This is a genomic window from Pseudomonas sp. AC255 (assembly GCF_979258175.1).
In genome coordinates this window covers 3,840,984-3,866,317 of record NZ_OZ409841.1, presented here as the reverse complement: position 1 = coordinate 3,866,317, position 25,334 = coordinate 3,840,984, and the positions used below count along the sequence as shown (strand labels likewise).

General features: G+C 61.3%; 22 protein-coding genes and 1 pseudogene. 13 read left to right on the top strand and 10 right to left on the bottom strand.

Annotated elements, in window-relative coordinates:
* Nucleotides 1-376: 376 nt before the first annotated feature.
* The 3 genes from emhC to emhA are packed head-to-tail and all read right to left on the bottom strand — an operon-like array spanning nucleotide 377 to nucleotide 6,159.
* Complete coding sequence (emhC, locus tag ACZZ0K_RS17575) at nucleotides 377-1,837, bottom strand: efflux RND transporter outer membrane subunit EmhC (RefSeq protein WP_258707712.1); 1,461 nt, start codon at nucleotides 1,835-1,837, stop codon at nucleotides 377-379.
* The gene (gene emhB, locus ACZZ0K_RS17570; RefSeq protein WP_463559242.1) at nucleotides 1,834-4,998 is read right to left on the bottom strand and encodes an efflux RND transporter permease subunit EmhB; all 3,165 of its coding nucleotides are present in this window, start codon (nucleotides 4,996-4,998) and stop codon (nucleotides 1,834-1,836) included. Before emhB ends, emhC begins: the two co-directional genes overlap by 4 nt.
* A 3-nt stretch (nucleotides 4,999-5,001) precedes the next feature.
* Nucleotides 5,002-6,159 carry an efflux RND transporter periplasmic adaptor subunit EmhA gene (gene emhA / locus ACZZ0K_RS17565; protein WP_258707714.1) on the bottom strand — a complete coding sequence of 386 codons (1,158 nt, stop codon included), beginning with the start codon at nucleotides 6,157-6,159 and terminating at the stop codon, nucleotides 5,002-5,004.
* 266 nt (nucleotides 6,160-6,425) lie between these two features.
* Between emhA and emhR the strand changes: the two are divergent.
* Nucleotides 6,426-7,057 (top strand): annotated as a pseudogene (emhR, locus tag ACZZ0K_RS17560) (efflux system transcriptional repressor EmhR).
* 211 nt (nucleotides 7,058-7,268) lie between these two features.
* Here the strand turns inward: emhR and ACZZ0K_RS17555 are convergent.
* From ACZZ0K_RS17555 to ACZZ0K_RS17545, 3 genes are read right to left on the bottom strand one after another with little or no spacing between them, the layout of a single operon-like run.
* A complete protein-coding gene (locus ACZZ0K_RS17555) occupies nucleotides 7,269-8,318 on the bottom strand; it encodes an alkene reductase (RefSeq protein ID WP_016771329.1) in 1,050 nt (349 codons plus the stop codon).
* A 33-nt stretch (nucleotides 8,319-8,351) separates the two neighbouring features.
* Entirely contained in the window at nucleotides 8,352-9,518 is a 1,167-nt protein-coding gene (locus tag ACZZ0K_RS17550; RefSeq protein WP_016771328.1) for an MFS transporter, read from the bottom strand.
* Between the two features lie 34 nt (nucleotides 9,519-9,552).
* On the bottom strand, nucleotides 9,553-9,855 hold the full coding sequence (locus tag ACZZ0K_RS17545; protein ID WP_016771327.1) for an ArsR/SmtB family transcription factor: 303 nt from the start codon (nucleotides 9,853-9,855) through the stop codon (nucleotides 9,553-9,555).
* Nucleotides 9,856-10,023: 168 nt separating this feature from the next.
* Here ACZZ0K_RS17545 and ACZZ0K_RS17540 point away from each other — a divergent pair, with 168 nt between their 5' ends.
* Nucleotides 10,024-10,602, top strand: a complete 579-nt coding sequence (locus ACZZ0K_RS17540) for an acyl carrier protein phosphodiesterase (protein WP_258707715.1) — start codon at nucleotides 10,024-10,026, stop codon at nucleotides 10,600-10,602.
* Between the two features lie 124 nt (nucleotides 10,603-10,726).
* Here ACZZ0K_RS17540 and ACZZ0K_RS17535 read toward each other — a convergent pair whose 3' ends face one another.
* Both ACZZ0K_RS17535 and olsB read right to left on the bottom strand, forming a co-directional pair.
* Nucleotides 10,727-11,518, bottom strand: coding sequence for a lysophospholipid acyltransferase family protein (locus tag ACZZ0K_RS17535; RefSeq protein ID WP_258707716.1), 792 nt, complete (start codon nucleotides 11,516-11,518; stop codon nucleotides 10,727-10,729).
* Nucleotides 11,518-12,273 carry an L-ornithine N(alpha)-acyltransferase gene (gene olsB / locus ACZZ0K_RS17530; RefSeq protein WP_016771324.1) on the bottom strand — a complete coding sequence of 252 codons (756 nt, stop codon included), beginning with the start codon at nucleotides 12,271-12,273 and terminating at the stop codon, nucleotides 11,518-11,520. Before olsB ends, ACZZ0K_RS17535 begins: the two co-directional genes overlap by 1 nt.
* A gap of 153 nt (nucleotides 12,274-12,426) precedes the next feature.
* Between olsB and ACZZ0K_RS17525 the strand changes: the two genes are divergently transcribed.
* From ACZZ0K_RS17525 to ACZZ0K_RS17505, 5 genes are all read left to right on the top strand, one after another.
* Entirely contained in the window at nucleotides 12,427-13,305 is an 879-nt protein-coding gene (locus ACZZ0K_RS17525) for an acyl-CoA dehydrogenase middle domain-containing protein (protein WP_095180571.1), read from the top strand.
* A 164-nt stretch (nucleotides 13,306-13,469) separates the two neighbouring features.
* Nucleotides 13,470-14,549, top strand: coding sequence for a serine hydrolase domain-containing protein (locus ACZZ0K_RS17520; protein ID WP_463559241.1), 1,080 nt, complete (start codon nucleotides 13,470-13,472; stop codon nucleotides 14,547-14,549).
* On the top strand, nucleotides 14,546-14,842 hold the full coding sequence (locus ACZZ0K_RS17515) for an amidase (RefSeq protein WP_258707718.1): 297 nt from the start codon (nucleotides 14,546-14,548) through the stop codon (nucleotides 14,840-14,842). Before ACZZ0K_RS17520 ends, ACZZ0K_RS17515 begins: the two co-directional genes overlap by 4 nt.
* A 170-nt stretch (nucleotides 14,843-15,012) precedes the next feature.
* A complete protein-coding gene (locus tag ACZZ0K_RS17510; RefSeq protein ID WP_016771320.1) occupies nucleotides 15,013-15,603 on the top strand; it encodes a YceI family protein in 591 nt (196 codons plus the stop codon).
* A gap of 1 nt (nucleotide 15,604) precedes the next feature.
* Nucleotides 15,605-16,762 (top strand): phospholipase D-like domain-containing protein, encoded by a 1,158-nt coding sequence (locus tag ACZZ0K_RS17505; RefSeq protein ID WP_056783426.1) that lies wholly within the window; start codon nucleotides 15,605-15,607, stop codon nucleotides 16,760-16,762.
* A gap of 132 nt (nucleotides 16,763-16,894) precedes the next feature.
* On the opposite strand, the gene bglX is transcribed toward ACZZ0K_RS17505, so the two are convergent.
* Nucleotides 16,895-19,186, bottom strand: a complete 2,292-nt coding sequence (bglX, locus tag ACZZ0K_RS17500) for a beta-glucosidase BglX (protein ID WP_252868927.1) — start codon at nucleotides 19,184-19,186, stop codon at nucleotides 16,895-16,897.
* A gap of 258 nt (nucleotides 19,187-19,444) precedes the next feature.
* On the opposite strand from bglX, the gene ACZZ0K_RS17495 reads away from it, so the two are divergent.
* The 6 genes from ACZZ0K_RS17495 to ACZZ0K_RS17470 all read left to right on the top strand — a co-directional run bounded on the left by ACZZ0K_RS17495 (nucleotide 19,445) and on the right by ACZZ0K_RS17470 (nucleotide 24,081).
* Nucleotides 19,445-20,053: a LemA family protein gene (locus ACZZ0K_RS17495; protein ID WP_095180575.1), complete on the top strand. Its 609-nt coding sequence runs from the start codon at nucleotides 19,445-19,447 to the stop codon at nucleotides 20,051-20,053.
* 13 nt (nucleotides 20,054-20,066) lie between these two features.
* Nucleotides 20,067-20,819 (top strand): TPM domain-containing protein, encoded by a 753-nt coding sequence (locus tag ACZZ0K_RS17490; protein WP_016771316.1) that lies wholly within the window; start codon nucleotides 20,067-20,069, stop codon nucleotides 20,817-20,819.
* A 33-nt stretch (nucleotides 20,820-20,852) separates the two neighbouring features.
* Nucleotides 20,853-21,470 (top strand): TPM domain-containing protein, encoded by a 618-nt coding sequence (locus ACZZ0K_RS17485; protein ID WP_463559240.1) that lies wholly within the window; start codon nucleotides 20,853-20,855, stop codon nucleotides 21,468-21,470.
* Between the two features lie 177 nt (nucleotides 21,471-21,647).
* The gene (locus tag ACZZ0K_RS17480) at nucleotides 21,648-22,874 is read left to right on the top strand and encodes a class I SAM-dependent methyltransferase (RefSeq protein ID WP_258707720.1); all 1,227 of its coding nucleotides are present in this window, start codon (nucleotides 21,648-21,650) and stop codon (nucleotides 22,872-22,874) included.
* A 200-nt stretch (nucleotides 22,875-23,074) separates the two neighbouring features.
* Complete coding sequence (locus ACZZ0K_RS17475; protein WP_258707721.1) at nucleotides 23,075-23,656, top strand: DJ-1/PfpI family protein; 582 nt, start codon at nucleotides 23,075-23,077, stop codon at nucleotides 23,654-23,656.
* Nucleotides 23,657-23,736: 80 nt separating this feature from the next.
* Nucleotides 23,737-24,081: a YegP family protein gene (locus ACZZ0K_RS17470; RefSeq protein ID WP_150742377.1), complete on the top strand. Its 345-nt coding sequence runs from the start codon at nucleotides 23,737-23,739 to the stop codon at nucleotides 24,079-24,081.
* A gap of 164 nt (nucleotides 24,082-24,245) precedes the next feature.
* On the opposite strand, the gene ACZZ0K_RS17465 is transcribed toward ACZZ0K_RS17470, so the two are convergent.
* A complete protein-coding gene (locus tag ACZZ0K_RS17465) occupies nucleotides 24,246-25,265 on the bottom strand; it encodes a DUF4917 family protein (protein ID WP_258707722.1) in 1,020 nt (339 codons plus the stop codon).
* Nucleotides 25,266-25,334 lie beyond the last annotated feature (69 nt).

The window sequence follows — 25,334 nt, the reverse complement described above, 5'->3', positions numbered from 1 at the left end:
GACTTGGGTCTCTCTTGTTTTTTAGGGCGAACGGCTGCGCTGCGGCCGGTTTTCGGGGTGCAGACCTGGAAAGTATTCAGGGGTGAAACGATGGCAATCAGCCGGACGGGGCAGGGCGCGGGAGCATGGTGTCGAACCTGTTGTTATTGGTTTTGTGGAGCGAATGGTGCGGGGGGCGGATGTTTGGATTCAATTGGGAAAAGCGGGTTTTGGGCGATTATCGAACAGCATTGAAGATCAAAAGATCGCAGCCTTCGGCAGCTCCTACAGGGCAACGCATTTCAAATGTAGGAGCTGCCGAAGGCTGCGATCTTTTGATTCTCAGGCAACAAAAAGCCCACCAATCGGTGGGCTCCTTGTATTCAGCCGATGATGATCAGAACAGCTTCATCTTCGGCGCTTCTTCTTTCAGCGCATCGTTCTGCGCGGTCTGCGCATTCCAGCCACCGCCCAGGGCCTTGTACAGGTTGACCGCACTGGTCAACTGCGCGAGGCGGTCGGTGATCAGCGCTTGTTGTGCGCTGAACAACTGACGCTGGGCATCGAGGAAGGTCAGGTTGCTGTCGACGCCGATGCGATAGCGACGTTCGGCCAAGCGGTAGTAATCCTGGTTGGCCTGCACGAAGTCACGCTGCGCTTGCAACTGCTCGGTGTAGGTCTGGCGGGCGGCGAGGCCGTCGGCGACTTCCTGGAAGGCGGTCTGGATGGACTTCTCGTAGTTCGCCACGCCAATGTCCTTCTGGATCTTGGCGTAGTCGAGGCTGGCGCGCAGGCTGCCGGCGTTGAAGATCGGCAGGTTGATCTGCGGCTGGAACAGCCACGTCCCCGAACCGCCCTTGAACAGGCCGGACAGATCCGGGCTCAGGCTGCCCGCGTTGGCGGTCAGGCTGATGCTCGGGAAGAACGCTGCACGGGCCGCGCCGATATTGGCGTTGGCCGCCTTCAGGTTGTACTCGGCCTGGAGGATGTCCGGACGACGTTGCAGCAGGTCCGAAGGCAGACCGGCCGGTACGTCGCTGAGCAGATCATCAGACAGCGGTTTGGCAGCTTGCAGATTGGCCGGGATACCGGTGCCGAGCAGCAGGGTCAGGCTGTTTTCGTCCTGCGCGACCTGGCGGGTATAACGCGCCAATTGTGCCCGGGCGTTTTCCACGGAAGTGCGCGATTGCGCCAGGTCCAGCGCCGAAGCCACACCGACTTCGTTGCTGCGGCTGGTCAGCTTGTAGCTTTCTTCGAAGGCACCGAGGGTGTCCTGCGTCAGCTTGAGCAGTTCCTTGTCCGCTTGCCAGGTCAGGTAAGCATTGGCGACGCTGGCAACCAGACTGATCTGCGTACTGCGGCGTGCTTCTTCAGTAGCGAAGTACTGTTGCAACGCTTGCTCGCTCAGGCTGCGCACCCGACCGAACAGGTCGAGTTCGTAGGCGCTGACGCCGACGGTAGCCGAGTAGGAGCTGCTGATCATCGACTCGCCGGTCTGCGAGGCACGGGCCGGCAGACGCTGGCGGCTGCCGGCGGCATTGGCCGACACTGCCGGGAACAGGTCGGCGCGCTGGATGCGGTACTGCGCCGCGTAAGCGTCGATGTTCAGCGCCGCGACACGCAGGTCGCGGTTGTTTTCCAGGGCGACCTGGATCAGCTGTTGCAGTGCCGGGTCATGGAAAAACTGCTTCCAGCCCTGTTCGGCAGCGGCTTGCGCCGGAGCCTGGGCCGGCGAATATGCCGGCCCCTGCGGGTACTGGCCTGCGACCGGAGCCTCAGGCTGCTGATAGTCAGGTATCAGCGAGCAACCGCTCAGCACGAAGGCGGCGACTGCGATGGAGAGTAGCGACTTGCTCATTGGCCAGCCTCTTTAGGAGTTTCAGTAGTCTCATCCGCGTCGGTCTTTTTACGCTGACCGATGGACGACACAGTAACGAAGAACAGTGGGACCCAGAAGATCGCCAGGATCGTGGCCGTGAGCATACCGCCAATCACGCCGGTACCGATCGCGTGCTGACTGCCTGAACCGGCGCCGGTGGAAATCGCCAGCGGCACCACACCGAGAACGAAGGCCAGCGAGGTCATGATGATCGGGCGCAGACGCATGCGGCAGGCTTCGATTGCCGCTTCACGCAGGCTGCGTCCCTGTTCATGCAGTTCCTTGGCGAATTCGACGATCAGAATGGCGTTTTTAGCCGCCAGACCGATGGTCGTCAACAAGCCCACCTGGAAGTACACGTCGTTGGACAGACCGCGCAGGCTGGTAGCCATCAGTGCACCGATGACCCCCAGCGGTACCACGAGCATGACCGCGATCGGAATCGACCAGCTCTCATACAGCGCCGCCAGACACAGGAACACCATCAGCAGCGACAGGGCGTACAGCGCTGGCGCTTGCGAGCCGGACAGACGTTCCTCGTAGGACAGACCGGTCCAGGAGATACCGACACCGGACGGCAGCTTCTTGGCAATCGCTTCGACTTCAGCCATCGCTTCACCGGTGGAGTAGCCCGGCGCCGGAGCCCCGAGGACTTCGACCGCTTCCACACCGTTGTAACGCGCCAGTTTCGGCGAACCGTAGACCCACTCACCCTTGGCGAACGCCGAGAACGGAACCATGGTGCCTTCGGCGTTGCGCACGTACCACTTCTTCAGGTCTTCGGGGCTCATGCGCGAATCCGGCTGGCCCTGCACGTAGACTTTCTTCACCCGACCACGGTCGATGAAGTCGTTGACGTAGCTACTGCCCAGCGCGATCGACAGGGTGTTGTTGATATCGCTGATGGTGATGCCGAGGGCACTGGCCTTCTCGTCGTCGATTTCCAGCTCGAACTGCGGCTCATCGTTCAGGCCGTTCGGACGCACCTGGGTCAGCACCTTGCTTTGCGCCGCCATGCCGAGGAATTGGTTGCGCGCTTCCATCAGCTTTTCGTGACCGATACCGGCACGGTCTTGCAGGAACACGTCGAAACCGGTGGCGTTACCCAATTCCAGAACCGCTGGCGGGGCGAAGGCAAACACCATCGCGTCGCGGAAGCTGAAGAAGTGTTGCTGGGCACGCGCGGCGAGCTTGAACACGCTGTTGTCGGCGTTACGCTCGCCCCACGGCTTGAGCATGATGAACGCCATACCCGAGCTCTGCCCACGGCCGGCGAAGTTGAAGCCGGTCACGGTGAACACCGAAGCCACCGCGTCCGCTTCACCGCCGTCCTTGTTCGGACGCAGCAGGTACTCACGCATTTCATCCACGACCACCTGCGTGCGCTGGGCACTGGAACCGGCCGGGGTCTGCACCTGTGCGAACAGTACGCCCTGGTCTTCTTCCGGCAGGAACGCGGTCGGGATGCGGGTGAACAGCCAGATCATGCCCACGACGATCAGCAGATACGCCAGCAGGTACGGCGCCTTGCGGGTCAGCATGTTGCCGACGCCGCGCTCGTAGCTGCGCACGCCACGGTCGAAGTTGCGGTTGAACCAGCCGAAGAAACCTTTCTTCGGAGTACCGTGCTCGCCTTTCGGAATCGGCTTGAGCATGGTCGCGCACAGCGCCGGGGTGAAGATCAGGGCAACCAGTACCGACAGGGCCATGGCCGACACGATGGTGATCGAGAACTGCTTGTAGATCACACCAGTCGAGCCGCTGAAGAATGCCATCGGCAGCAGTACCGCCGAGAGTACGAGGGCGATACCGACCAGTGCGCCCTGGATCTGGCCCATGGATTTCTTCGTCGCTTCCTTCGGTGACAAGCCTTCTTCGCTCATCACCCGCTCGACGTTTTCCACCACGACGATGGCATCGTCCACCAGCAGACCGATGGCCAGCACCATGCCGAACATGGTCAGGGTGTTGATGCTGAAACCGGCGGCGGCGAGGATGCCGAACGTACCGAGCAGTACCACCGGCACGGTCATCGTGGTGATGACGGTGGCGCGGAAGTTCTGCAGGAACAGGAACATCACCAGGAACACCAGCGCGATCGCTTCGACCAGAGTGTGCACCACGCCTTTGATCGACTCGGTCACCACCGGAGTGGTGTCGTACGGGAACACCACTTCCATGCCTTGCGGGAAGAACGGCTTGAGGCTGTCGATGGTGTTGCGCAGCGCTTTGGCGGTATCGAGGGCGTTGGCGCCGTTGGCCAGTTTCACCGCCAGACCGGAAGCCGGGCTGCCGTTGAACTGGGCGCTGATCGCGTAGTTCTCGCCGCCGAGGCCGACTTCAGCCACGTCTTTGAGGCGAACTTGCGAGCCGTCCTTGTTGACCTTGAGCAGGATTTCCTTGAACTGCTCAGCGGTCTGCAGACGGGTCTTGCCGATGATCGTCGCGTTCAGTTGCTGGCCCTGCACGGCAGGCAAGCCACCGAGCTGACCGGACGACACCTGGACGTTCTGCGCAGCAATGGCGTTCTTCACGTCGACCGGGGTCAGGTTGAAGTTGTTCAACTTGGCCGGGTCGAGCCAGATACGCATCGCATACTGCGCACCGAAGACCTGGAAGTCACCGACACCGGCGGTGCGCGAGATCGGGTCCTGCATGTTCGACACGATGTAGTTGGACAGGTCGTCCTTGCTCATGCTGCCGTCACGCGACACCACGCCGATCACCAGCAGGAAGTTCTTCACTGCCTTGGTCACGCGGATACCCTGTTGCTGCACTTCCTGCGGCAGCAGCGGGGTGGCCAGGTTCAGCTTGTTCTGGACCTGGACCTGCGCGGTGTCGGAGTTGGTGCCTTGCTCGAAGGTCGCGGTGATGGTCATGCTGCCGTCGGAGTTACTTTCCGACGATACATAACGCAGGTTGTCGATACCGTTGAGCTGTTGCTCGATGACCTGTACCACGGTGTCCTGCACGGTTTGTGCGGACGCGCCCGGGTAGGTCACCTGGATCGCAATGGCCGGCGGCGCGATGCTCGGGTATTGGTTGATTGGCAATTTCAGGATCGAAAGTGCCCCGACCAGCATGATCACCAGGGCGATTACCCAGGCGAAAATCGGACGGTCGATGAAGAATTTTGACATGGGTTACTCCCCTTTGCCGCCGGCGGCTTTGTCAGCTGCCTGTGCGGGGGCCGGGTTCTTGGTGCCGACGTTAGTCGCTTCGGTCGCTTTGACCTCGACGCCCGGTTTGACGTACTGCAGCCCTTCGGTGATCAGACGATCGCCGGCTTTCAGGCCGTCTTCGATCAGCCACTGGCTGCCGACGGTGCGGCTGGCCTTGAGCTGACGCAGTTCGACCTTGTTGTCGGCGCCGACGACCAGTGCGGTCGGGGTGCCTTTGAGGTCGCGGGTCACGCCTTGCTGTGGCGCGAGGATCGCTGCGCTGTTGACGCCGGCCTGCAACTGGGCGTGGACGAACATGCCTGGCAGCAGGGTGTGATCGGGGTTGGGGAACACGGCGCGCAGGGTCACCGAGCCGGTGGTCTGGTCAACCGAGACTTCGGAGAATTCCAGCTTGCCGTCGAGCTTGTACTGGCTGCCGTCTTCCAGGGTCAGCTTGACCGCAGCGGCGTTGTCGCCAGCCTTCTGCAGACGGCCACTTTCCAGTTCGCGGCGCAGTTCCAGCAGTTCCACCGACGACTGGGTGACGTCGACGTAGATCGGATCGAGCTGCTGAATCACTGCCATTGCATCGGCCTGGCCATTGCTGACCAGTGCGCCTTCGGTCACCGAAGAGCGGCCGATACGGCCGGAGATCGGCGCATAGACCTTGGTGTAACGCACGTTGATCTGCGCGCTCTGCAACGATGCTTCCGATTGCAGGCGGTTGGCCAGTGCGGTGTCGTATTCCTGACGGCTCACGGCTTGTTCGTCGACCAGTTGCTTGTAGCGGTCGGAAATCGACTTGGTCGAACGCAGGTTGGCTTCGGCACTTTTCAGCGTCGCTTCATAGACCGACGGATCGATCTGATAAAGCTGCTGACCGGCTTTGACGTCGGCGCCTTCCTTGAACAGACGCTTGAGAATGATGCCGTTGACCTGCGGGCGAACTTCAGCGATGCGGAACGCACTGGTGCGGCCCGGAAGTTCCGAGGTCAGGGTAAAGGCTTGTGGTTGCAGGGTGACGACGCCGACCTGAGGGGGCGGAGCGGCAGGGGCCGCTTCTTCCTTTTTACATCCGCTGAGCAGCGATGCCAGGGCGACGGCAGTGACCAGAGCGGTAACAGCTGGCTTGAATTGCATGAAGATCCTCGGGTCAGGCGCGCAAGAAGCGCACAAGAAGTGTGAAAGAGTAAAAGTCGGGCACCGGGTGGATAAGTAGCTTGCTAAGTAATATACTTACGTTCATGGTTGTTTGTAAACACCTGCGCCGCGTACCCACCCTGATACAAAAGTCGTCGCAAGGTTTGAAATTGTAGGCCGGGGAGTCGATTCACGAGAGATCGCCCCCTCTTTATTCAGCGGATATTCAGCCATCCCTGAAACATCCTGTTTGAGGTTTTACTGCCATGGTCCGTCGTACCAAAGAGGAAGCTCAGGAAACCCGCAGCCAGATTCTGGAAGCGGCCGAGAAAGCCTTCTATGAAAGGGGGTTGCCCGCACCACCCTGGCGGACATCGCGACCCTCGCCGGCGTGACGCGTGGCGCCATCTACTGGCATTTCAGCAACAAGGCCGATCTGGTCCAGGCCATGCTCGACAGCCTGCACGAACCGCTGGATGAACTGGCCAAGGCCAGCGAAAGCGAGGACGAACCGGACCCGCTGGGCTGCATGCGGCAGTTGCTGATTCATTTGTTTCATCAAGTTGCACTGGACCCGAAAACCCGGCGCATCAACGAAATTCTGTTTCATAAGTGCGAATTCACCGATGAAATGTGCGATCTGCGCCAGCAGCGCCGGACGGCCAGTCTCGATTGCAACCTGCGCATCGGCCTGACCCTGCGTAATGCGGTGAATCGCGGCCAGTTGCCGGAAGACCTCGACACTGCCCGCGCGGCCATCAGCATTCATGCCTACATCGACGGCCTGCTGTACGGCTGGCTGCTGGCCCCGGACAGCTTCGAGCTGCACGCCGAGGCTGAACGCTGGGTCGACACCGGGCTGGACATGCTGCGCCTGAGCCCAAGCCTGCGCAAATGAAACAAAATGCGCAATTGCCCGGCAGGATGTCAATCAGCCGCCATGGCTGATCATCGCGGCGGGGAGTTTAAACGTAGCGAGTCGCAGATTTTGTAGGGAAATTGTGTCGCTGTTGTTAAACGGTGTTTGCTTGCGCTTGTCCTGCGCCAATAGCAAAAAGCCCCTGACTCTCAAAAGTCAGGGGCTTTTTCATTTCTGCGCTACAGCCTGATTACAAGGTCGGATAGTCGATGTAGCCGACCGGACCCTTGCCGTAGAAAGTCTCCGGATGCGGCTCGTTCAGCGGCGCATCAGCCTGCAAACGTGCCGGCAGGTCCGGGTTGGCAATGAACGGCACGCCGAACGCTACGGCGTCTGCCTTACCGCTGGCCAGCCACTCGTTGGCGCTTTCCTTGGTGAACTTCTCGTTGGCGATGTACGGGCCACCGAAGGCTTCTTTCAGTTGCGGGCCGAGGCTGTCGGCGCCTTCTTTTTCGCGCGAGCAGATGAACGCGATGCCACGCTTGCCCAGTTCACGGGCGACGTAGGTGAAGGTCTCGGCAAGGTTGTCATCGCCCATGTCATGGGAGTCGGCACGCGGTGCCAGGTGCACACCAACGCGGCCAGCGCCCCAGACTTCGATCGCGGCGTCGGTCACTTCCAGCAGCAGGCGCGCACGGTTTTCCAGCGAGCCGCCGTACTGGTCGGTGCGCTGGTTGGTGCTGCTTTGCAGGAACTGGTCGAGCAGGTAGCCGTTGGCACCGTGGATTTCCACGCCGTCGAAACCGGCGGCCTTGGCGTTCTCGGCACCGGTGCGGTAGGCGTCGACGATGTCGGCGATTTCAGCGGTTTCCAGCGCGCGCGGCGTTGGGTAGTCGGCCAGCGGACGCACCAGGCTGACGTGGCCCTTTGGCTGGATGGCGCTTGGCGCAACCGGTGCTTCACCATTCAGGTACGAAGGGTGAGAAATGCGGCCAACGTGCCACAGTTGCAGGAAGATCTTGCCGCCGGCGCCGTGAATCGCCTTGGTCACGTTGGCCCAGCCACGCACTTGATCGTTGGACCAGATGCCCGGGGTGTCCGGGTAGCCGACGCCCATCGGCGTTACCGAAGTGGCTTCGCTGAGGATCAGGCCAGCCGAGGCGCGTTGTACGTAGTATTCGGCCATCAGCGCGTTCGGCACACGGCCTTCGTCGGCGCGGCAGCGGGTCAGCGGGGCCATGATGATGCGGTTGTTCAGCTCGATGTCGCCGAGTTTGATCGGGTCGAAAATAGTCGCCATGTCTAAAAGCCTCTCTTTAATAAAGGAAGTTGATCAGTTGGAAGCAGGGGCCAGCTCGGCATTGCCGTTCTGGCGGAAGGTAATCAGGGTTACCAGCAGGGCCAGTACAGCCAGCGCGGCGGCAGCCAGTGGCACGCTGGTCAGGCCGTAGCCGTGGGCGATGACGCTGCCGCCGACCCAGGCGCCAAGGGCGTTGCCGACGTTGAAAGCGCCGATGTTCAGGGTCGAAACCAGGTTCGGCGCAGCCTTGCCGAAGGTCACCACGTTGACTTGCAGCGCCGGCACAGCGGCGAAACACGCGGTGGCCCAGAGGAACAGGGTGATCTCGGTCGGGATCAGCGCAACGCTGGTCCAGCTCAACACCGTGGACACCACGGCCATGGCGATGAACACGCCGATCAGCGTGGCGGCCATGCCTTTGTCGGCGAGTTTGCCGCCGATGATGTTGCCGACCGTCAGGCCCAGACCGATGAGCATCAGTGTCCAGGTCACGCCACGCGGCGACACGCCAGTGACTTCGCCGAGCAGCGGCGCAACGTAGGTGAACAGGGTGAAGACCGAGGCGGCGAACAGCGCGGTCATGCTCAGCGACAGCCAGATGCCGGCGCCCTTGAGGGCGGCGAGTTCGGCGCGCATGTCGAGTTTCTCTTCGTCACGCTTGGCCGGCAGAAAGCGGATCAGGCCGATCAGCGCGATCACACCGATGACGGTCACCGCCCAGAAGGTCGAACGCCAGCCGGCTTCCTGACCCAATGCGGTGCCCAGCGGTACGCCGAGCACGTTGGCCAGGGTCAGACCGGTGAACATCAAGGCTACTGCCGAGGCACGTTTGTTGGGCGCGACCAGATTGGCCGCCACCACCGAGCCGATGCCGAAGAACGCACCGTGGCACAAAGCGGTGACGACCCGGGCAAACATCAGCACATTGTAGTCACTGGCGATGGCGCAGAGCAGGTTGCCGACAATGAAGATGCCCATCAACGCCACCAGCGCGGCCTTGCGCGGCAGCTTCGCGGTGGCCAGCGCCATGAACGGTGCACCGATGGCCACGCCCAGGGCGTAACCGGTGACCAGCCAGCCGGCGCCGGGAATCGACACACCGAGATCCGCCGCCACGTCGGGCAGCAGGCCCATGATGACGAACTCGGTGGTGCCGATGGCGAAGGCGCTCAGGGCGAGGATGAGAAGCGAAAGGGGCATGCAGGTTTCCTTGTCGGCTGGCTGACGTTAAGGGTCAGAGCTCTTTACTGAGGGTGCTGAGAAACGCCTGGATGACGTCCTCGTTACGTTTGAAGAAATGCCACTGCCCGGCCTTCTGGCTGCTGATCAGCCCGGCCCGTTGCAACGTCGCCAGGTGGGCCGACACGGTCGATTGCGACAGGCCGCAACGCTGATCTATCTGCCCGGCGCAAATACCGTATTCGTGGTTGTGCAACTGCTCGGGGAATTCGCCTTTCGGGTCTTTCAGCCAGTTGAGGATGTCTCGCCGTACTGGGTGCGCCAGGGCTTTTATTATTTCGTCGAGGTCGAGGTTCATGGCTTGGGCTCGTGGTGGCAGTAGCGATATATCGCGATGGAGCGAACTTTAAATCGTTGGATCGCGATATACCAATATGAATTCGGTCTGACGAACGCATAAATCGCTATATCGGGTTATAACGATACGAGGATGCTGGAGGAGCGACCGCAGTGCTAAGCTGCGCTCATGAATTATCTCGCGCATTTGCATCTCGGCGGCCAGCGCCCCGGTCAGTTACTCGGCAGTCTCTATGGCGACTTCGTCAAAGGTCGGCTGCAAGGCCAGTTCGACCCCGAGGTAGAGGCGGCGATTGCACTGCATCGGCGGATCGACGTGTTCACCGATCGCCATCCACTGGTCGACATTGCTTTGGGGCGCTTTACCGAGACGCGGCGGCGTTATGCCGGAATCGTCCTCGATGTGTTTTTCGATCATTGTCTTGCGCGGGACTGGACGCTGTACGCCGACCGACCGCTGGAGCAGTTCACCGCAGACGTCTATCAGGTGCTGTCCCGCGAACGGCAATTGCCGGAGCGGCTGGCAAAGATCGCCCCGCACATGGTCGCCAACGACTGGCTGGGCTCGTATCGCGAGTTTGAGGTGCTGGAGCAGGTGCTGCGCGGGATCTCGCGACGGCTGACCAGGCCGGAGGAATTGGCGGGGGCAATGGCGGAGTTGCGGCGGTTGTATGAGCCGTTGAGTGAAGACTTCAGCTTGTTCTACCCGCAATTGCAGGATTTCGCAGTGCAATCACATACAACCTGAATTCCTGTGGGAGCTGGCTTGCCAGCGATAGCGTCGGCACATTCAACTTTGATGTTGATTGATCAACCGCTTTCGCGGGCAAGCCCGCTCCCACAGGGGCCAAGGTGATTTTGGGATTTGTGTTTCAGGCAGCGATTGCCGGGCGCATTGGCGATTGTCGGCTTTCCGGAATCGATCCAAACAACACCTTCTGCACCGCCTGCTGCGCTTCGAACGCCAGCGCCGCGCGCTCGCGGCCCTGACAGGCAATCGGCTTGAGCAGATGCACCTCGACATCGCCGCAGTCATGGCTGAACAGGCGCATCAGATGCGAGAGCAAATCATCGTCACCAATGAACGGTGCGAGCGTATCGATTTCGCCGTCACGCAGATAACGAATCGCCACCGGTTGCAGCATCACCTCGGAATCGATCGCCGCCGACAGCAGGCGACCATGAAAGGTGCGCAGCGAACGGCCATCGGTGGTGGTGCCTTCGGGGAACATCAGCAGCGCGTGTTCGGTTTGCAGATGGCGGGTCATCTGCTTGCGGATCAACTGACTGTCGCCCGACCCACGGCGGATGAACAGGCTGCCGGCCTTGGCTGCGAGCCAGCCGGCCACCGGCCAGGTGCGCACTTCGGCCTTGGACAGAAACGACAGCGGTGTGAGCATGCCCAGCAGCGGAATGTCGGTCCACGACACGTGATTGCTGACCCACAGCATCGGCTGTTTCGGCAGCTCGCCATGCACGCTCACGCGAAACGGCAGGGCGTTGCTCAGCCGCGCCATGAAGAAGCGCGACCAGCGCTGGCGCCGCTCCATCGAGTGGGCCAGACCGATGCGTTCGAACACGCCGAAGACGCTGGCCATGGTCAGCCCCAGCGTCACCACCAGCAGCACTCGCGCGATTCGCGCGTACACCCGCAACCGGCTCATCACACCGCCGCCTTGAAGTGTTTGGCGTAGCGCGGGCAGAGTTCGTCGCGCTTGAGCAGGATGAACACGTCGGCTACCTGGAAGTCTTCGTCCCAGCACGGCTCGCCGCAGATCTTCGCACCGAGGCGCATGTAGGCCTTGAGCAGCGGCGGCATTTCGGCGATGACGTTGGATGGAATATCCAGCGTCGGCAGCGGATTTTTCGGCTCGGCGCGCAGGTGTTCGGTGCACAGATAACGTTCGCGCAGACGCTGCATGATCGCGTGGGCCTGAATGCCGCCGTCCTGCATCGGGATGCTCGCGCAACCCATCAGATAGCTGTAGCCGCCCTGATTGAGCACTTCGGCCAATTCGCCCCAGAGCACGGCGATGGTGCCGCCGTTGCGGTACGCCGGATCGACGCAGGTGCGGCCGATTTCCAGGATCGGGCCTTGCAGATGGGCGAGGCCGTGCAGGCTGAATTCTTCTTCGCTGTAGAACTTGCCGAGGCTGCTGGCGGCGGTGTGATCGAGCAGACGCGTGGTGGCGACCAGGCGCCCGGTGTTCAGATCACGCACGCCGATGTGGCTGCAGTGAACATCATAATCATCCATGTCCAGACCCAGTTCGGCGCCTTTGAGTTTGGCGTTGAACTCGCCGCTGAAGACGGCGAAGCGCAGGGCCTGGGCTTGCTGCAAGGCTTCGGCGCCGATCAGGCGTTCGGCTTGCAGGCGGCGTTCATTGCCGGTGTCGCTGATGCGGGCGATTTGCGTCATGTGAATCTCCGTACGGGCCTTTAACCCGTCGTGGGTTGCAGCCGATCGACTTTCTTTATGCAGCCGTGTTGTGCAAAGTCAGGCTATGTAGCCCCGGTGTCATCGCCATGAACGTTCGGTGATGCTTATATGACAGCCCACAAGGAGGCGCCCATGCCCTGGCCAGATCTGCTGCACCGCCGTGAACGCTTGCCCGCCGCTGCTGATCTGGCCGAGGGCTTTGCAACGTTGTTGCAGGCGCTGGGCAACGTCACGCCGTTCGAATTGGCGGTGGCCGGCGGGCGGCGGATGGCGACGCCGGGGCTGGCGTTTCTGGTGGGTTATCAGGCGGCGCTGCGCATGTTGTGGCCGAGCGCGCCGCTGAGCCTCGGCGCCTTGTGCGCGACCGAGCAACGCAGCCTGCGTCCGGCCGATATGCAAACGCGGCTGCGCGATTTGCGCTTGAGTGGGCGCAAGGATTTCGTCACCGCAGGCGACGCCGCCGATTGGTTACTGGTGGCTGCGCGCAGTGAGGAGCCTGGCGAAACACCGCGCCTGAGTCTGGCGGTGGTGTATCCCGGCGAGCCCGGCGTGAAGGTGGAAAAACTTCCGGCGTTGCCGTTGATGCCGGACATCAGCCACGGTCGCCTGTACCTCGACGGCGCCCTGTGCGAATTGCTCGCTGGCGATGGCTGGGACGCCTACGTCAAACCGTTTCGCACCCTTGAAGATGTCTACGTGCTCAGCGCCATGACCGCGTGGTTGTACGGCGTCGGCCAGGACAGCGACTGGCCGCAGGCCCTGCAATTGCGTTTGCTGGCGCTGCTGGCCGGGTGCGCCGAGGCCAGCCGGCAAGCGCCGAACAATCCGCCCGGGCATGTGCTGTTGGGCGGGTTGTTTGCGCAGTTTGAAGCGCTGGCGGGGGAGGTGGACCAGGCATTGGGCAATGGCCCGGTGGAGTGGGCGCAGATGTGGCAGCGGGACAAGGGCGTGATGCAGTTGGCGGCAGGGGCGAGGGCGAAGCGGTTGGCCAAGGCTTTGGCGGTGACCTGAGCGGCCCCTTCGCGAGCAGGCTCGCTCCCACAGGGACGGTATTCTTCAATTGAAATGCGATCAACTGTGGGAGCGAGCCTGCTCGCGAAGGCGGCCTCAAAATCACCATACATCTGTCATAAACCCCGACTAGTCTCGACAGGTTCATTCCCAGAGCGCCCACCATGTTCAAAGGCCTGTCCCTGTTCCTGCTGCTGATCAGCCTCACCGTCCGCGCCGAACAATGGCCGAATGAGCAATGGCCAATCGCCCCGCAGATCACCGGCCCGGCCGTCGAGGCGCTGGAAAACTACGCCTTCGCGCCCCGTAACGACGCCACCCGCGACGGCATTCGCACCGACGCCTTGCTGATCATCCACGACGGCCAGATCATCTACGAACGCTACGCCGCTCCGACCACTGCTCAGACACCGCATCTGACCTGGTCGATCAGCAAAAGCCTGCTGGCAACGGTCCTCGGTGTGGCCTACGGCGAAGGCCGGTTCAAACTCGACGATCCGGCGCTGAAGTTCTACCCGACGCTGGACAAACACCCGGCGATCACCCTCGGCCATCTGCTGAACTGGGCTTCCGGTCTGGATTGGCAGGAGGACTACGAATACGCGCCGCTGAAATCCTCGGTGGTGGCAATGCTCTACACCCGCGGCCATCGCGACATGGCCGCGTTCGCCGCCGCACACGACAGTTACGCCCCAGCGGGTCAGGCTTTCCGTTATTCCAGCGGAGACAGCAATCTGCTCGCCGCTGCCCTGAAAACCATGGTCGGCGCAGAGCGTTATGCCGATTATCCGTGGACAGCATTGTTCGAGCCGTTGGGCATTCGCCACGCCGTGTGGGAAAGCGATGCCAGCGGTACCTTTGTCGCCTCGTCCTATGCCTATCTCACCGCGCGGGATCTGGCGCGGGTCGGTCTGTTGATGGCGCGGGGCGGGCGCTGGAACGATCGGCAGTTGCTGCCCGAGGATTGGCTGGCATTCAATCTCAAGCCCTTTGCCGGCTACAGGGCGCAGCAGGACGAAGCCGTGCCCGGCGGACATTGGTGGCTGAATTGCCCTGTCGATGGCGCACCATCACCATGGCCCGACGCGCCACCCGACACCTTCGCCGCCCTCGGCCACTGGGGCCAGGCGCTGTACGTGATGCCCAGCGAGAAACTGGTGATCGTGCGTTACGGCGATGATCGTGATGGCAGCTACCAGCACAACGAATTGCTCAAACGCGTGTTGCAGGCGGTGCGGCCATGAAGCGCTTTCTATTGTTGCTGTTGGTCGTGCTGCTCGGTTGGGGTTGGTATGAACGGGAAAACCTCTGGGCTTTCCCGGACATCATCAGCGCCTACACCGCCAAGGAATATTGCTCGTGTCGTTATGTGATGAACAACGATGCTGGGTATTGCCGTGGCTATGTGAAGCAATGGCTGCCAACCAGCGGTTTTACCGATGACGCTTCGAGCAAAACCATCACCGTCAGCGGCATGGGCCGCAGCAGCAGCGCGCAGTGGCTGAGCGAACGCCAGGGCTGTCGCCTGAATCCTTGAATTATCTGGTCTCCCCTGTGGGAGCGAGCCTGCTCGCGAAATCGTCGCAAGCCGCAATACATGCTGTGCGGGGAGCATTGCATTCGCGAGCAGGCTCGCTCCCACAGGGCTTGCAATAACTTGGCGGGCGGTTAAGGTTCGTGCAGGTTTATCGCCCCCACGAGTGTTCAATGTTCAACCGCTCCCTCTATACAACCTTCGCCAGTCTGCTGTTGACCGCCGTTGCGCTGCCGGCCCAGGCCAATTGGTATCTGGACGGCGAGTCGTCGCGGCTATCGTTTGTCAGCACCAAAAATGCCAGCGTTTCGGAAGTGCAGCGCTTTCTGGTACTGCACGGCAAAGTCGATCCCAACGGTCGCGCCGAAGTTGAAGTCGAGCTCGAATCGATCAACAGCGGCATTCCGCTGCGTGATGAGCGCATGCGCAAGGAGCTGTTCCAGATCGAGCAGTTTCCCGCAGCCACCATCACTACCCAGATCGACCTGCGTCCGATCAACGATCTGGCCCCCGGCGCGCAGCTGGAGTTGCGCCTGCCGCTGACCGTCAGCCTGCACGGCAAGCAGCACGAATACCCGGCCGAGTTGCTCGCCACTCGTCTCGATGACCGGCGTTTTCAGGTGGTCACGCTGGAGCCGCTGGTGATCAACGCCGAGGATTTCGATCTGGCGCCTGGCCTGGAAAACCTGCGCAAACTCGCCGATCTGTCGGCGATCAGTCTGTCGGTGCCGGTGGGTGCGGTGCTGATTTTCACGGCGCGCTGACATGCGCGGTGCGGTGTTCCCCTGGCGTGACGGCAACCGTTTCGAACTGTTGATCGACGGCCCGCAGTTCTTTCCGCGCATGCTCGAGCACATCGCTGGAGCTACAGAGCAGATCGAACTGGAGCTGTACCTGGTCGAGGCCGGCGCCTGCGCCGAAGCCATCGTCCAGGCACTGGTCGCGGCGGCCGAGCGCGGCGTGCGCGTGCGTTGCCTGTTCGATGATTACGGCAGCCTCGCGTTCACGCTGCATCTGCGCCAGCGCCTGACCCAGGCCGGGGTCGAGCTGCGTTTCTACAATCGCCTGAGCTGGCGGCGCTGGGTCGGCAATTTCTATCGCGACCACCGTAAATTGCTGCTGGTCGACCAATGCCTCGCAGTGGTCGGCGGCACCGGCGTGACCGATGAATTCTGGACGCCGGGCCATGATGTCAGTGAGTGGCACGAAGTGATGGTCGAGATCAGCGGCCCATTGGTGATCGACTGGCAATTGCTGTTTGATCGCCAGTGGATCGCCAACCGTTACCGCCGCGCCTGGCGCCCGGCCGCGCATTTCGGCTTGCCGCGCCTGCCCCGCGTACCGGACAAGGGCGAAGGCATGGGCCGCGTGGCGTATGCCGATGCCCGTCAACATCGCGACATTTTGCAGTCGTTGTTCCGTGCGTTGAACAGCGGGCAAAAACGCATCTGGATGGCCACGCCGTACTTTCTGCCGACCTGGAAAATCCGCCGCTCGCTGCGCAAAGCCGCCGCACGCGGTGTCGATGTGCGGTTGCTGCTGACCGGCCCGCGCACCGATCACCCGTCAGTGCGCTACGCCGGCCATCGCTACTACCCGCGCCTGCTCAAGGCCGGGGTGCAGATCTTCGAATACCAGCCGTGTTTCCTGCACCTGAAAATGGTTCTGGTCGACGAATGGGTAAGCATCGGTTCGTGCAATTTCGATCACTGGAATCTGCGTTTTAATCTGGAGGCGAATCTGGAAGCGCTGGACCCGGCGTTGACGGCAGCGGTGGAGGCGAGCTTTGTGAAGGACTTCGGCTTGAGTCAGCTGGTGAGTCTGGAGGAATGGCAGCGCCGACCGTTGTGGCGGCGGGTCAAGCAGCGGGTGTGGGGCTGGGTGGATCGGTTGGTGGTGAATATTCTCGATCGACGCGGATAGCGGGGACACCCAAAACCACTGTGGGAGCTGGCTTGCCAGCGATGAGGCCATCACATTCAACATATCAGTTGACTGTCAGGCCGCCATCGCTGGCAAGCCAGCTCCCACAGGTTTATGTGTTACCTGAAAAAATTACAGCAATTCAAAGCTCTGCTGCGTCACCGCCTGCGAATCCAGGCCGATCTGCACGTTGAACTTGCCAGGCTCGGCCGCGTATTTGAGCTGGGCGTTGTAGAACTTCAGGTCTTCCTCGGTAATGGTGAAGTGCACGACTTTCTGTTCGCCGGCCTTGAGCATGATCTTCTGGAAGTTCTTCAGTTCTTTCACCGGGCGGATCATCGAACCGGTGACGTCCTGGATGTACAGCTGCACCACGGTTTCGCCGTCACGTTTGCCGGTGTTCTTGACCATGACGCTGGCGTCGAGCTTGCCGCTGGCGTTCAGGGTGGTCGATGACAGCGCCATATCGCTCAGGGCGAAGGTGGTGTAGCTCAAGCCATAACCGAACGGAAACAGCGGGCCGGTGGTGTCATCGAAATACTGCGAGGTGTAGTTGCCCGGTTTGCCCGGAGTGAATGGCCGGCCGATGCTCAGGTGGTTGTAGTAGGTCGGGATCTGGCCCACGGAACGCGGGAAGGTCACCGGCAGTTTGCCCGACGGGTTGTAGTCGCCGAACAGCACGTCGGCGATGGCGTTGCCGCCCTCGGTGCCGCTGAACCAGGTTTCCAGAATCGCATCGGCCGACTGGTTCTCTTCGAGAATCGTCAGTGGGCGGCCGTTCATCAACACCAGCACCAACGGCTTGCCGGTGGCTTTCAGCGCGCGGATCAATTCGCGCTGGGTTTCCGGGATGTTCAGGTCAGTGCGACTCGAGGATTCGTGAGACATGCCACGGGACTCGCCCACCGCTGCAACGATCACGTCAGCCGCTTTCGCCGCTTTCACTGCCTCGTCGATCAGCACGTTGGCCGGGCGCGGGTCATCGACCACTTCCGGAGCATCGAAGTTGAGGAAGTTCAGGTAGTCGAGGACCTTCTTGTCGCCCGTGATGTTGGCGCCACGGGCGTAGATCAGGTTGGCCTTGTCGCCGATCACCGAACTCATGCCATCGAACAAAGTGACCGATTGCGCCGGACGTCCGGCGGCGGCCCAGCTGCCCATCATGTCGATCGGCGCTTTCGCCAATGGACCGACCAGCGCGATTTTCGCGTCTTTCTTCAGCGGCAGGGTTTCGTTGTGGTTCTTCAGCAGCACCAGACTGCGCCGCGCGACTTCGCGGGCCTCGGCGCGGTGCAGGCGACTCTCGGCGTAGGTATCGGCCGGGTCATCCTCGGCCTTGCCGATGCGCAGGTACGGGTCCTTGAACAGGCCCATGTCGTACTTGGCCGCGAGCACTTCGCGCACAGCGTTGTCGATGTCTTTCTGTTCGATCTCGCCGGACTTGAGCAGCCCCGGCAGCTCTTTGCCGTAGAGGGTGTCGTTCATGCTCATGTCGATGCCGGCCTTGATCGCCAGCTTTGCCGCTTCGCGACCGTCGCGAGCGACGCCGTGCTTGATCAGTTCGAAGATCGCGCCGTGATCGCTGACCGCCAGACCTTTGAAGCCCCAGTCCTTGCGCAGCAGGTCGTTCATCAGCCAGGTGTTGGCCGTGGCCGGAATGCCGTTGATCGAGTTCAACGCCACCATCACACCGCCAGCACCGGCATCGATCGCGGCGCGGTAGGGCGGCAGATAATCCTGGTACATCTTCACCGGGCTCATGTCGACGGTGTTGTAGTCGCGACCGCCCTCGACCGCGCCGTACAGGGCGAAGTGCTTGACGCTGGCCATGATGCTGTCGGCGGCACTCGGGGTCTCGCCCTGATAGGCCTTGACCATGACTTTGGCGATGCGCGAGGTCAGGTAGGTGTCTTCGCCGAAACCTTCGGAACTGCGGCCCCAGCGTGGATCGCGGGAGATATCCACCATCGGCGCGAAGGTGATGTCGAGGCTGTCAGCGGCGGCCTCTTTAGCCGCAACGCGACCGGACTGGCCGATGGCGTCCATGTCCCAACTCGACGCAAGGGCCAGCGGAATCGGGAAAATCGTACGGTGACCGTGGATCACGTCGTACGCGAAAAACATCGGAATCTTCAGGCGACTGCGCATGGCCGCGTCCTGCATCGGACGGTTTTCCGCGCGGGTGATCGAGTTGAACGTGCCACCGATGTTGCCGCCGGCAATTTCCTTGCGGATCAGTTCGCGGGGCATTTCCGGGCCGATGCTGATCAGGCGCAACTGGCCGATCTTCTCGTCGAGGGTCATTTGTTTCATCAGGTTGCTGATGAAAGCGTCCTTGTTTTCCAAAGGTACCGGGGTCGTGGCGGCCAGTACCTGATGACTGGCCAGGCTGACGAACAGACCCAGCAAACACAGCTTCTTCATGAATTTTTTCTCTAGAGCCCAAACGGTGATGTAACACCGGCCAGCCAAAATGTAGGGAGCGACTATTGTTGTTCGGGTGCCGGCGCAAAATCCTGAGCCGGAAAACCGCAGCCGACAGCGGCAACGTGAACGTGAAGGGCACTTTTTAGCCGATTAACCCGTCGCATGCCAGTGGCGGCGCCGATTATGCCCCAACCGCTGGCCGGGAATGCCCAGCGCTCGGTTTTTAAATCAAATGTGTCATGGAGCATCACTGCAATGAATATCAGCTCAACCTCCCGTTCACGGCTACAGATCGCCACGTTGCTGGTGTTCGCCACGCTGTTGACCGCGTGCGGCATCAACAATATCCCGACCCTCGACGAACAGGTCAAAGCCGCCTGGGGCCAGGTGCAGAACCAGTATCAGCGCCGCGCCGACCTGATCCCCAATCTGGTGGAAACCGTGAAGGGCTACGCGGCCCACGAACAGGAAACCCTGACCGCAGTGATTGAAGCGCGAGCCAAGGCCACCTCGATTCAGGTCGATGCCAGCACCCTCGACAATCCCGAGAAGCTCAAGCAGTTCCAGCAGGCACAGGATCAACTGACCGGCGCATTGAGCCGTTTGATGGTGGTCTCCGAGCGCTACCCGGATCTGAAGGCCAACCAGAACTTCCTCGCCTTGCAGTCGCAACTTGAAGGCACGGAAAACCGCATAGCCGTGGCGCGTCGCGATTTCATTCTGGCGGTGCAGAAGTACAACACCGAGATCCGCACTTTCCCCGGTCGCCTGTGGCACAGCGTGATGTACAGCGATCTGCCGATGCGCGAAACCTTCGAAGCCACCACGCCCGGCGCGGAGAAGGCTCCGGAAGTGAAATTCTGATTCGAGGTTGCCCATGCGTGTGTTGAAACTGGGCCTGGTGCTGATGCTCTGGCTGTTCGCCGTCAGCGCCCGGGCCGAACTGACGTTTCCGCCGCTGAGCGGGCGCGTGGTCGATCAGGCGCAGATGCTCGAGCCATCGATTCGCGCGCAACTGAGCCAGCAATTGCAGGCGCACGAACAGGCCACCGGCGAGCAATTGGTGGTGGTCACGTTGCCCGATCTGCAGGGCACCACCATCGAGGATTTCGGCGTTCAGCTCGGTCGGCACTGGGGCATCGGTCAGAAAGACAAAAACAACGGCGCCTTGCTGATCGTCGCCCGTGACGAGCGCAAACTGCGCATCGAAGTCGGCTATGGCCTGGAGGATCGCCTGACCGATGCGCAGTCGTCGGTGATCATTCATCAGGTCATCACGCCGGCGTTCAAGGCCGGCAATTTCAGCAAAGGCATCAGCGATGGCGTTGCGGCGATGCTGGTGGTGCTCGGTGGCAATCCGCTGGACGAACCGTCGACCGTGTACGAATCCAGCGGCGACCCGGCGGATGATTTCATCTCGCGGCACCCTGCGCTGTTCATGTTCCTGGTGATGTTGTTCATCCTGACGGTGTTTGTCTGCCAGATGCTCGGTATCCTGCCTGCCGGCCGGGGCGGCTCCGGAGGAGGGGGCGGCTTTGGCGGTGGCGGCGGATTCGGCGGCGGTGGCGGTGGCGGCTTCAGCGGTGGCGGGGGCAGTTTCGGCGGCGGCGGTTCGTCCGGCGGCTGGTGAGATCAAAAGAATAATGAGCAGGCACTTTTCGACATGGCATTACTGACTGAACACGAACAACGCAAAGTCGCCGAGGCCATTGCCCGGGTCGAACGCGACACCGATGCCGAGCTGGTCACGGTGCTCGCTGCCCGTGCCGACGATTACGCGTACATCCCGCTGCTCTGGGCCAGTCTGCTCGCCCTGGTGTTGCCGGGTATCGTCCACTACTTCACCGGCTGGCTGACCCTGCACAGTCTGCTGCTGGTGCAATGGGGCATGTTCATCGTCCTGTGCCTGTTGTTCCGCCTGCCGAAAATCACCACGCATCTGGTGCCGCGTCGCGTGCGCCACTGGCGCGCCTCCAACCTGGCGCGGCGGCAGTTTCTCGAACAGAACCTGCACCACACCTTGGGCAGCACCGGCATGCTGATTTTTGTCTGCGAGGCTGAGCGCTATGTGGAGATTCTGGTGGACGAGGGGATTTCCAGACGGCTGGATAACAGCAACTGGGACGCGATTGTCACAGCGTTCACCGAACAGGTCCGCGAAGGCCGCACGCTGGAAGGGTTTGTCACGTGCGTGGAGGCGTGTGGTGAGTTGTTGAAGGTGCACGTGCCGGTGACGCAGGTGCGGAACGAGTTGCCGAATCGGTTGGTGGTGTTGGGGTAGATCAAAAGCTCGCAGCCTTCGGCAGCTCCTACAGGAGAATGCATTCCAATTGTAGGAGCTGCCGAAGGCTGCGATCTTTTGATTTTCGCCGTTGGGTAAATAAGAGGGTGTCCCCAACCCCCATCCCCCCTAAAATACCCGCCATTCCCGATTCCGCCCGTCCGAGGCCGCTTGTCCATGTCCGTTTCCGCTGCTTCCGCGCCGTCCGCCAAACCGGCCGCCGATCACCACGCCCAGTTCATCGAGCTGCTGCAAGCCAGCCTCGACGACAGCGGTTTCATCAAGCTGGTGCTGGCCAAGTACGTCGGTGAAGAGGCGGATCTGCAACGGGTCATCATCAAACCGGTGACGGTCAAGGCGCAGCCGTGCCTGTCATTCGTTTATCGCTACAAGACCCGCGACATCACCAAAAATCTGCCGCTGAGCGAAGGCGTGGCGCTGATTGCCGGGCTGCTGCCGGCCTCGTTCAAAAATGCTCATTTACTGGCGCTGACCGACGAAGCGCAGCTGGAATACAGCAAAAAGGGCAAGAGTTCGCTGTTCAAGAGCAAACCTCAGCAATTGCGTGAAGCGCCGTCCGCCGAGCACAACCGCGAGAAAAACCGCTTCCTCGAATTGAGCCGTCCGTTCCTCAAGGACCTGGGCGTGACCAATGCGCAACACGAGCTGATCCCGGCGATGTCGCGCAAGTGGAAGCAGATCAACAAGTTCATCGAAGTGTTCAGCCATGCCCTGACCTCGTCGCCGCTGGCGCTGGACAAACCGGTGCGGGTCGCCGATTTCGGTTCAGGCAAGGGCTACCTGACGTTCGCCATTCACGACTACCTGCGCAACACGCTGAAGGCTGAGGGCGAAGTCACCGGCGTCGAGCTGCGCGAAGAAATGGTCAACCTGTGCAACGCCGCAGCGAGCAAGCTCGAGCATCCGGGGCTGGTGTTCAAGTGCGGTGACGTGCGTACGGTGGCGCCGAGCGAACTGGACGTGATGATCGCCCTGCATGCCTGCGACATCGCCACCGATTACGCGATCCACACCGGCATCCGCTCGGGCGCGTCGATCATCATGTGCTCGCCGTGCTGCCACAAACAGATCCGCCTGCAGATCCAGAGCCCGGCGCTGCTCAAACCGATGCTGCAATACGGCTTGCACCTCGGCCAGCAGGCGGAAATGGTCACCGACAGCTTGCGCGCGTTATTCCTCGAAGCCTGCGGTTACGAGACCAAAGTCTTCGAATTTATTTCGCTGGAACATACCAACAAGAACAAGATGATTCTCGCGGTGAAACGCGCCGAGCCGGTCGATTCGACGCAACTGTTGGCGAAGATCGCAGAGCTGAAAGCGTTCTATCACATCAGCGAACACTGCCTGGAAACCCTGCTGCGCGCTGACGGTTTTCTCGCCTGATAGCCTGAAATACACCCCTGTAGGAGCCGCCGAAGGCTGCGATCTTTTGATCCTGGTTATTTAAATGCAAGATCAAAAGATCGCAGCTTTCGGCAGCTCCACATTTATCGCGATCGAGCGTAGTAAGCCTGGAATTACCGCAACCCTTGGATACGGTCTACCTTGAATACTCCCCAGACCTTTCCCCGAGGAGTTTTCCCATGGCCGCGAAAAAGATCCTGATGCTGGTCGGCGATTACGTCGAAGACTACGAAGTGATGGTGCCGTTCCAGGCCCTGCAGATGGTCGGCCACACGGTCCACGCCGTGTGCCCGGACAAGTCCGCCGGCAGCACCGTGCGCACGGCGATTCATGATTTTGAAGGTGATCAGACCTACAGCGAAAAACCCGGTCACCTGTTCGCGCTCAATTTCGACTTCGCCAAGGCCCGCGAAACTGATTACGACGCGCTGCTGATTCCCGGCGGTCGCGCTCCGGAGTACCTGCGGCTGAACGACAAAGTCCTCGAACTGGTGCGCGCCTTCGATACCGCCGGCAAGCCCATTGCCGCGGTCTGCCATGGCGCGCAACTGCTCGCGGCGGCGGGTGTGCTCGAGGGGCGTGAGTGCAGCGCGTATCCGGCCTGCGCCCCGGAAGTGCGTCTGGCCGGTGGCACCTATATCGACATTCCGGTGACCGACGGCCATGTTCAGGGAAATCTTGCCACCGCTCCGGCCTGGCCGGCGCATCCTAAATGGCTGGCCGGTTTCCTCGGTCTGCTCGGTACGAAAATCACCTTGTAGTCGATGCAGGCGACAGATCGCAGGCGCTGGTCTTTACTCTGAAGCGCGAAATCTCTCAATCGCCCCCAGGAGAAACAGACATGTCCGGATGGTACGAAGTGAGCAAAAGCAGCAACGGCCAATTCAGGTTCGTGTTGAAAGCGGCGAACGCCGAAACGATCCTGACCAGCGAGCTCTACAGCACCCGCGCCGGTGCCGACGGCGGCATCGCCTCGGTGCAGGCCAACAGCCCGCTGGATGAGCGCTACGAGAAAAAGTCGACCAGGGATGGCCACCCGTACTTCAACCTGAAGGCGGCCAATCACCAGGTCATCGGCAGCAGCGAGTCGTATTCATCGGACGGCGCGTGTGACAAGGGCATTGCCAGCGTGAAGGCCAACGGCCCGACCAAAGTCATCAAGGACAAGACCCAGCCGGTGCTCTGAAATCCGACATCAACCTGTGGGAGTGAGCCTGCTCGCGAAAGCGGTGTTCCAGTCACCTTTTGGGTTGGCTGATATGCCGTCTTCGCGAGCGGGCTCGCTCCCACAGGTGACCGCATTCCATTGTGGGAGCGAGCCTGCTCGCGAAGGCGTCAGCCCGGCCAATATCAAACCTCAACCGGTACCGACAATTTCGGATCGCCCAACGCATGGCTCTTGGCATCAAAGAACCGCAACTCAACCCCGGTACCTTCAAACACCTTGGCGTAGTGACGCTTCTGATGCTGGATGAACGCGGCACTGCGCGGGTAAATCGAGACCGCCACGCACTTCGGTCGGGCCAGGCGCAACGCCCGCACCAGATGCGCATCCTGCTCGCCCAGCGCGTGGCCGAAGATGCACAGGCTGTCGCCATGAGCCAGTAACTGCTCGTAGCAGAACGACAGATAATCCGAGCTGCGGATGGTCTTGAGCTTGTCCGCGCTCGGCCCTTCGGTGACGAACAGCGGCACGTCGTCCAGCGTCTTGATCGTATTGTTGATGGCGAAGCTGCCGAGCAGGGTGCCCTCGGTCGAGGTCAGTTTGCGCGCGGTGCCGTCCTGATTGCGCACCAGATGCAGACCGCCGTGCAGATACAGCAGGCGCGGTTTGTCGGTGGCGCTCTGGCTCAGATCGAAACTTGCGTCCGCGCCGTTGAACAGGTCGTCAATGGCCTTGCCCGGGTGTTGCAGTGCCCAGTAATTGAGCAGGTCGTAATTGGTGGTGAACACCGTGCGATAGCGCGCCAGTTCTGCATTGAGCACCGTCAGTGTCGAAGGCTGCACCAGCCGCCACGGGATGTGCACCGCATGCACGGTGTTGATCAGCGCTTCCTTGATCGCGTAATAGCGATTGCGCGGCGCCGCCGAGCTGACCGCCAAGGCCTTGTTGACCCGGCTGGTGGTTTTCAGGGCGCCCAGCACTTGCTCGAAGCTGCGGGTTTGCAGCGCGTCGAACACCGCCAGTTCCGATGGGCTCAGCGGTTTCTCTTCGACCGTACGGGCGTTTTCGAACAGCGAGTCGTAGCCGAAGTCATCCCAAACCGCACGGCTGGCGCCATTGCCCACCAGCAAACCCTGGAAATCGTTCGCGGCGCGCAAGGCATTCCAGTCTTCGAGGGTGGCGTCGACATCGAGAAAATCGGTCATTGCGTGGGCGGTCTCAAAACAAAGGGCAGATGGACGGCGACTTTATCACGAGCGGACATTGAGCCAGAT